This is a genomic window from uncultured Flavonifractor sp., from assembly GCF_944383115.1.
GTDB lineage: Bacteria > Bacillota > Clostridia > Oscillospirales > Oscillospiraceae > Flavonifractor.
The window spans coordinates 1-5980 of sequence record NZ_CALWOJ010000109.1; the positions used below are offsets into that span (position 1 = coordinate 1).

Annotated in this window: 7 protein-coding genes; 4 read left to right on the forward strand and 3 right to left on the reverse strand. The window is 60.4% G+C overall.

Features of this window, described 5'->3' with window-relative positions:
• The first annotated feature begins 280 nt into the window (after positions 1–280).
• Entirely contained in the window at positions 281–1645 is a 1365-nt protein-coding gene (locus Q0K43_RS09840; protein WP_297290363.1) for an RNA polymerase sigma factor, read from the forward strand.
• Between the two features lie 42 nt (positions 1646–1687).
• On the opposite strand, the gene Q0K43_RS09845 is transcribed toward Q0K43_RS09840, so the two are convergent.
• Positions 1688–2758, reverse strand: coding sequence for an alanine/ornithine racemase family PLP-dependent enzyme (locus tag Q0K43_RS09845; RefSeq protein ID WP_297290364.1), 1071 nt, complete (start codon positions 2756–2758; stop codon positions 1688–1690).
• Between the two features lie 156 nt (positions 2759–2914).
• Here Q0K43_RS09845 and Q0K43_RS09850 point away from each other — a divergent pair, with 156 nt between their 5' ends.
• From Q0K43_RS09850 to Q0K43_RS09860, 3 genes are read left to right on the forward strand one after another with little or no spacing between them, the layout of a single operon-like run.
• Positions 2915–3295, forward strand: a complete 381-nt coding sequence (locus tag Q0K43_RS09850) for a GntR family transcriptional regulator (RefSeq protein WP_297290365.1) — start codon at positions 2915–2917, stop codon at positions 3293–3295.
• Complete coding sequence (locus Q0K43_RS09855) at positions 3292–4152, forward strand: ABC transporter ATP-binding protein (RefSeq protein WP_297290366.1); 861 nt, start codon at positions 3292–3294, stop codon at positions 4150–4152. The genes Q0K43_RS09850 and Q0K43_RS09855 overlap by 4 nt, the downstream gene beginning before the upstream one ends.
• Positions 4149–4793, forward strand: a complete 645-nt coding sequence (locus Q0K43_RS09860) for an ABC-2 transporter permease (RefSeq protein ID WP_297290367.1) — start codon at positions 4149–4151, stop codon at positions 4791–4793. The genes Q0K43_RS09855 and Q0K43_RS09860 overlap by 4 nt, the downstream gene beginning before the upstream one ends.
• A 62-nt stretch (positions 4794–4855) precedes the next feature.
• Here Q0K43_RS09860 and Q0K43_RS09865 read toward each other — a convergent pair whose 3' ends face one another.
• Entirely contained in the window at positions 4856–5035 is a 180-nt protein-coding gene (locus Q0K43_RS09865) for a DUF4250 domain-containing protein (RefSeq protein WP_297290368.1), read from the reverse strand.
• 267 nt (positions 5036–5302) lie between these two features.
• A partial coding sequence (locus Q0K43_RS09870; protein ID WP_297290369.1) for a DHHA1 domain-containing protein occupies positions 5303–5980 on the reverse strand: 678 nt, incomplete at its 5' end.

Genomic DNA, 5980 nt, shown 5'->3' on the forward strand with positions numbered 1-5980 from the left:
ACCAGCGCCGGAGCACGGAATACCACCTTTCCCGTCTCCCGGGCCTCCTCCCGCAGCCGCGCCGCCTTGGTTTTCAGCTTCTCTTTTGTTGCCATGGTCCCTGTCTCCTTTGCTTTGGGGCGTATTTGCCCTTCCGGTATCAGAGACAGTGTAACCCATAAACTGGAAAAATATGGTCGGAACACGGCGCGGTTTTGGGTTTGGTCTGTGTTGGCTGAAACCAGATGATCCTTTTTTGTGTTAAGATAAGTGAAAGCGCTTTCAACCGGGAGGTGTGGAGATGGAGGAAGGAGAACTGGTCCGGTGGCTGAAGCGGGGAGATCCCGCTGCCCTGGAGGCTTTGATGGATCGAGACACGGCCTTTGCCTGTGGGGTGGCCTCTTCTATTTTGCGAAACGCCCCCCGAGATGTGGAGGAGGTGGTGTCCGACTCCTTCCTGGCCCTGTGGGACAACGCACATAAGTTGATACCCGGGCGGGTGCGGGGCTATCTGGGTGCCATCGTCCGCAACAGGGCCAAAAACCGCCTGCGGGAATTGGGGAAGGAGATGCCTCTGGAGGAGGATCTTCTGGACCTGGAACCCTCCGGCGATCTGGGGCCCGCCGATTTTCTGGAGCAGGCGGAGCGGAAGGCCCTGGTGGCACAGCTGCTGGACTCCCTGCCCCTTCAGGATCGCACCATCTTCCTGCGCCACTACTACTACGGCCAGACGGTGGCCGAGATCGGCGCCGCCCTGGCGGCGGCCCTCACCGTTTCCGCTGTGGCCGCCTATCAGATCTGGGGGCCCGGCAATCTGTTTGATTCGTTCTTTACCCTTGAAAGCGCCCCCCTGGACGAGAGGCAGAAGGCCCTGCTGGACGAGATGGGTACCACCGATCTGGCCCCCTCCACCAGCAACGGCATTACCATTACTCCGCTGGCCTCGGTGTCTGATGCGTACAACTGTTACCTCCGCCTGCGGGTGGAGGCTCCGGAGGGTACTGTCCTGCCTGATATGGGTACCCAGGAGGACCATGTGTTCCTGGATGTGGACCTGCGGGACACCGCCACCGGCGAAAGGCTGGATTGGGGGGTACAGAAGGCGCGGTTCCTTCCTGACGGCACCCCTGGGGACAATGTGGTGGAACTGGTCTTTATCCTCCATGGCCGGCCGGGCGGTGTAAACTGGAACGACGGCCTATCCAAGACTCTGTATCTCACCGATCTGGCGCTTATCCCCAGGGAGAGTACCTCTGGAGAGGAGCCTATGATTCTGGAGGGAACGTGGAGCTTTGCACTGGATCATCTCTACCGGAGCAAGATTCTGGAGGTAGACCCTGCCGGGGCTGTCCGCCTGGATACAGAGACCCAGGCGATGGTCACGCTGGAGTCGCTGACCCTCTCCCCGCTGTCGGTCAGCTTCACCCTCTCCTATCCTCCGGACGCGGGAACCTTTGTCCACTATGAATTGGTGCTTGTCTGCAAGGATGGTTCCACCGTCACCATCAACGGGGCAAACGGATATGGCGATCCGGGCCCGGATGGACCGGGAGGCCGGGATTACTTCTACGGCGTCTCCGCCTTTGATATCCCCATCCCGCTGGAGCGGATCGACCACATCCAGTTTGGGGACTGCTCCATTTTCCTGCCGGACACAACGCAATAGGCAAAAAAGGTCCCGGACCAGCGGCCCGGGACCTTTTTCTATTTATTTTACCACGATATCCACATAGGCGGAGGTGGTGGCGTCCAGCACCGCCATATAGCCGCACCGGAACTCCAGCCAGTCGCCCACCTGCACCTGCCCGCCGCAGTCCTCCACGTCCACGATCAAGTGGTCGGAGCTGGCCCCGATCATCTCTGCCCCCGGCAGGGTGGGGGTGAGGGCGGCCCAGGCCACGTCCTGCTTGCCGGCGGCGCAGATGGCCCGCAGGCGCACCCCACGGTCCGGATACTCCGGGGTGTCCCCTTTGCCGTCCCGGCCCAGCTCGCCGATGGGCACCGAAGGCTTGCGCCGCAGCTCCACCACCTGGGCCTTGAACAGGAAGGCATCCTGATGACAGCCCTCCAGGAACCGGTTGCCGGTGGTGTCCTCGCCATAGAGTACCGCTTCACCCACCCGCAGCTGGTTGATACCGGCGGGCATAACGCCGTCCTCCAGCAGCTTGAGTGCGCAGGTGCCTCCCGCCGACAGCACCGAGATGGAGCAGCCGTAGGTCTTGTTGAGGTAGTCCCGCAGCTCCACCAGAATGGCGGTGTTGTCCACCGAGGGCAGCACGCTGCCATAGCATCCCACGTTGGTGCCCAGGCCCACCAGCTTCACACCGGGGCAGGCCAGGATCTGGGGGACGATCTCGTCCAGCTGCTCCCGGCCGAATACCCCCTCCCGCAGGTCTCCCACGTCGATCATCAGGATAATGGGGTGGACCTTGCCCTGACGGAGGGCGGCCTCCGACACAGCCCGGATGACCTCGATCTGGCTCTGGAGGCTCCAGTCCGCCCAGCGGACCACCTCATCCGCCTCCGGAATGGCCGGGATGCGGATGAGCAGGTACTTGAGACCGGGGATGGCCTGCTTGGCGGCCATGATGTTCTTCATCCGGCTGTCGGCAAAGGAGGTGATCCCGCCCGCCATAGCCGCCCGGATCACATCAGGCCGGGCGGAAAAGCCCTTGGTGGCAAAGGTCAGCTCCACCCCTTTGGATGTACAGAAATCACTTAGTTTTCTGGCGTTTTCCATTACCTTTTTGGTGTTGATCTCCAGGATAGGCGCATACATGACACGTTCCTCCTTTTGTGATCTTCTGCCTCCATCATACCGGGTCTGTGGCCCGATGGCAAGAAAATATTTCCTACCTCTTGACAACTGTGTATCTGTGTGTTATTACTGTATATGTCGAGTATATACAGTATAACAACGACGCGAGGTATACCTATGGATATCATCATCAGCAACTCCGGCGGCGTGCCCATTTACGACCAGATCACCCGGCAGATGAAGGGCCTCATCCTCCGGGGAGAGCTGGCCGAGGGGGAGGCCCTTCCCTCCATGCGGCTGCTGGCCAAGGAACTGCGTATTTCTGTCATCACCACCAAACGAGCCTATGAAGAGCTGGAGCGGGACGGTTTCATCACCACCGTGCCGGGGAAGGGGTGCTTTGTAGCGCCCCGGAACCTGGAGCTGGTCCATGAGGAGACCCTCCGCCGGGTGGAGGAGCATCTCTCCCAGGCGGTGGATATTGCAAGGACCGGCGGCGTCACCCTGGCGGAGCTGACCGAGACCCTCAGCCTTCTGTATGGAGAGGAAACAGTATGAGCAATGCATTGGAAGTATGCCATCTCACCAAGGACTACGGTTCCTTCAAGCTGGACGACGTGTCCTTCACCGTGCCTGGCGGCACCATTATGGGCCTGATCGGGGAGAACGGGGCCGGGAAGTCCACCACCATCAAATGTATTCTGAACCTGATCCACCGGGACGGCGGGGAGATCTCCGTCTTTGGGCTGGATGCCATCCGTGACGAGCGGGCGGTAAAGAGCCAAGTGGGGGTGGTGCTGGACGAGTCCCTCTTCCACGATACCCTCAACCCGGTCCAGGTTGGCAAGATCCTGTCCAAACTCTATCCCAACTGGGATGGAAGGTGCTACGGGGGCTATCTGCGGAAATTTGAGCTGCCGGAGAAAAAGACAGTGAAAACCTTTTCCCGGGGCATGAAAATGAAATTGGCTATTGCGGCTGCCTTTGCAGCCAGGCCCAGGCTGCTTATTCTGGACGAGGCCACCTCCGGCCTGGACCCGGTGATACGGGATGAGATCCTGGATGAGTTTCTCAACTTCATTCAGGACGAGGATCACGCCATTCTCATCTCCAGCCACATTACCAGCGACCTGGAGAAGGCGGCGGACTATGTTACCTACCTCCACAAGGGGCGGGTAGTTCTATCCGGCGCCAAGGACGAACTGCTGGATTCCTACGGCAAGCTGGTGTGCAGCCGCGCCGATCTGGAGCGGGTGGACCGGTCCCTGCTGGCGGGCAGCCGGGTGGGACAGTTCGGGTGCGAGGCCCTGGTAAAGGATCGGCACGCCTTTGCCCGCCGCTATCCGGGCCTGACGGTGGACCCCGCCACATTGGAGGATATCATGGTCTTTACCGGAAAGGGGGATGCAAAATGACCGGGCTGATCTATAAGGATATTGTGGCCCTGCGCAAGCAGCTTTCCACCCTGCTGCTCTTTCTCATCGTGTACGGAGGCTTCTGCGTCACCGGGGTGTTTGATTTCTCCATCCTGGGAGCCTTGGTGGCCGTGTTCGGTCTCACCATTCCCATGTCCTCGGTGGCAATGGACGACGCCGCCCATTGGGACCGGTACGCGGTGGCCACCCCCGCCGGACGGCGGGGCGTGGTGGCCGGGAAATATGTGTTCACCCTGTTGGTAATCGTGGTCAGTGTGGCGGTGGCGGCGGGCCTGATGGTGTGCCTCTCCCTGGCCGGACTGACCGAGACAACGCTGGATGATCTGGTACTCATTGCCCTCTCCTGCGGCGTGCTTACGCTGGTGTTGAACGCCATCATCCTGCCGTTCCTGCTCAAGTATGGGGCGGAGAAGGCCAGAGTGATCAGCATGATTACCTTTGTGGTCATCTTCGGTGGGGCTGTGCTGCTGGGGGGACTGGCCAAGGATCAGATTACTCTGCCCCAACCGCCGGCGTGGCTGCTGACCGCCCTGCCCGTCCTCTTGGGATTGCTGGCCATTGGCAGCTACCTGATCTCCTATTTCATCGCACAGGGGATCTATGCCAAAAAGGAATTTTAAAGATCAGGACAGAAAAATGGGCCCGCTGCGCCATGCAGCGGGCCCAAATTGATTCTGTGTGGTTACATCCGTACAAACTGGTTCCGGTGGGGATCGTACTGGCAATCCAGGATAGATAGTTTCTGAGAGATTTCGTCTTGATCCACCTGGAGATCGTCGCACAGGGCATCCAGGGAGGGATAGAAGTCACGCAGTTTGGTGTTGACATAACTGAGCAGGATCATGGGATCTTGGGGAAGCATAGAGAATGTGCCTACTTTCTGTGTATAGAATGCTTGGTGCTGGCTGGGGTGATATCTTACAGCCCCAACTTTTCGGCTACAAAGTTATCCACTTTCGCCAGCGCGTCGATCCCCACACGACTGTGTCGCGCGGGGACCCCATTTATTACATCTGCTCGGGCGGAATGAATCCGCCCGGCATCAAGGTTTTGCCTTTGGCAAAACGCTTGGGACGCCGCACTTGCGGCGGGGCTGGACGACGCCCGCAGTGACAACTGGGATAGTAACTTACAGCCCCAGCTTTTCAGCCACAAAGTTATCCACTTTCGCCAGCGCGTCGTCCAGTTTGAGGACGTCGGTGCCGCCGCCCATGGCGCTGTCGGGCTTGCCGCCGCCCTTGCCGCCGCAGCAGCAGCACACCTGCTTCACCAGGTCGCCGGCCTTGATGCCGCGGGCCACGGCATCCTTACCGCACACGGCCAGGAAGGTGATCTTGCCATCCTTCACGCTGGACAGCACCGCCACCACGCCGGAGTCCTTGTCCCGCAGGAAGTCGCCCATCTTACGCAGACGGTCGGCTTCGGCGTCGTTGAGGGTGGCAGTGAGTACCTTCAGGCCGCCCACGTCCTTGGCGCCCATCAGGAAGTTGCCCGCCTGGTTCACGGCCTCGCGGGCCTTAAAGCCCTCCACCAGATGGCGCAGTTCCCGCAGTTCGGTAATGGTCTGCTCAGCCTTCTCCCGCAGTTCGCCGGGCTTGGCCTTGAGTACCGCGGCGGCCTCAAACAGCTTCTGCTGGTTCTGGTTCATGATCTTCAGGGACTGAGCGCCGGTGGTGGCCTCAATGCGGCGGACGCCGGAGGCCACGGAGAACTCGCTCTCGATGTGGAATACGCCCACCTTGGCGGTGTTGTCCAGGTGGGTGCCGCCGCAGAACTCCACGGAGTAGCCCTCGCCCATGTCCACCAC

Excerpts from the sequence above, each read along its gene's own strand:
- Q0K43_RS09840 (WP_297290363.1), top strand. The coding sequence starts at position 281 with ATGGAGGAAGGAGAACTGGTCCGGTGGCTGAAGCGGGGAGATCCCGCT.
- Q0K43_RS09845 (WP_297290364.1), bottom strand. The coding sequence starts at position 2,758 with ATGTATGCGCCTATCCTGGAGATCAACACCAAAAAGGTAATGGAAAAC.
- Q0K43_RS09850 (WP_297290365.1), top strand. The coding sequence starts at position 2,915 with ATGGATATCATCATCAGCAACTCCGGCGGCGTGCCCATTTACGACCAG.
- Q0K43_RS09855 (WP_297290366.1), top strand. The coding sequence starts at position 3,292 with ATGAGCAATGCATTGGAAGTATGCCATCTCACCAAGGACTACGGTTCC.
- Q0K43_RS09860 (WP_297290367.1), top strand. The coding sequence starts at position 4,149 with ATGACCGGGCTGATCTATAAGGATATTGTGGCCCTGCGCAAGCAGCTT.
- Q0K43_RS09865 (WP_297290368.1), bottom strand. The coding sequence starts at position 5,035 with ATGCTTCCCCAAGATCCCATGATCCTGCTCAGTTATGTCAACACCAAA.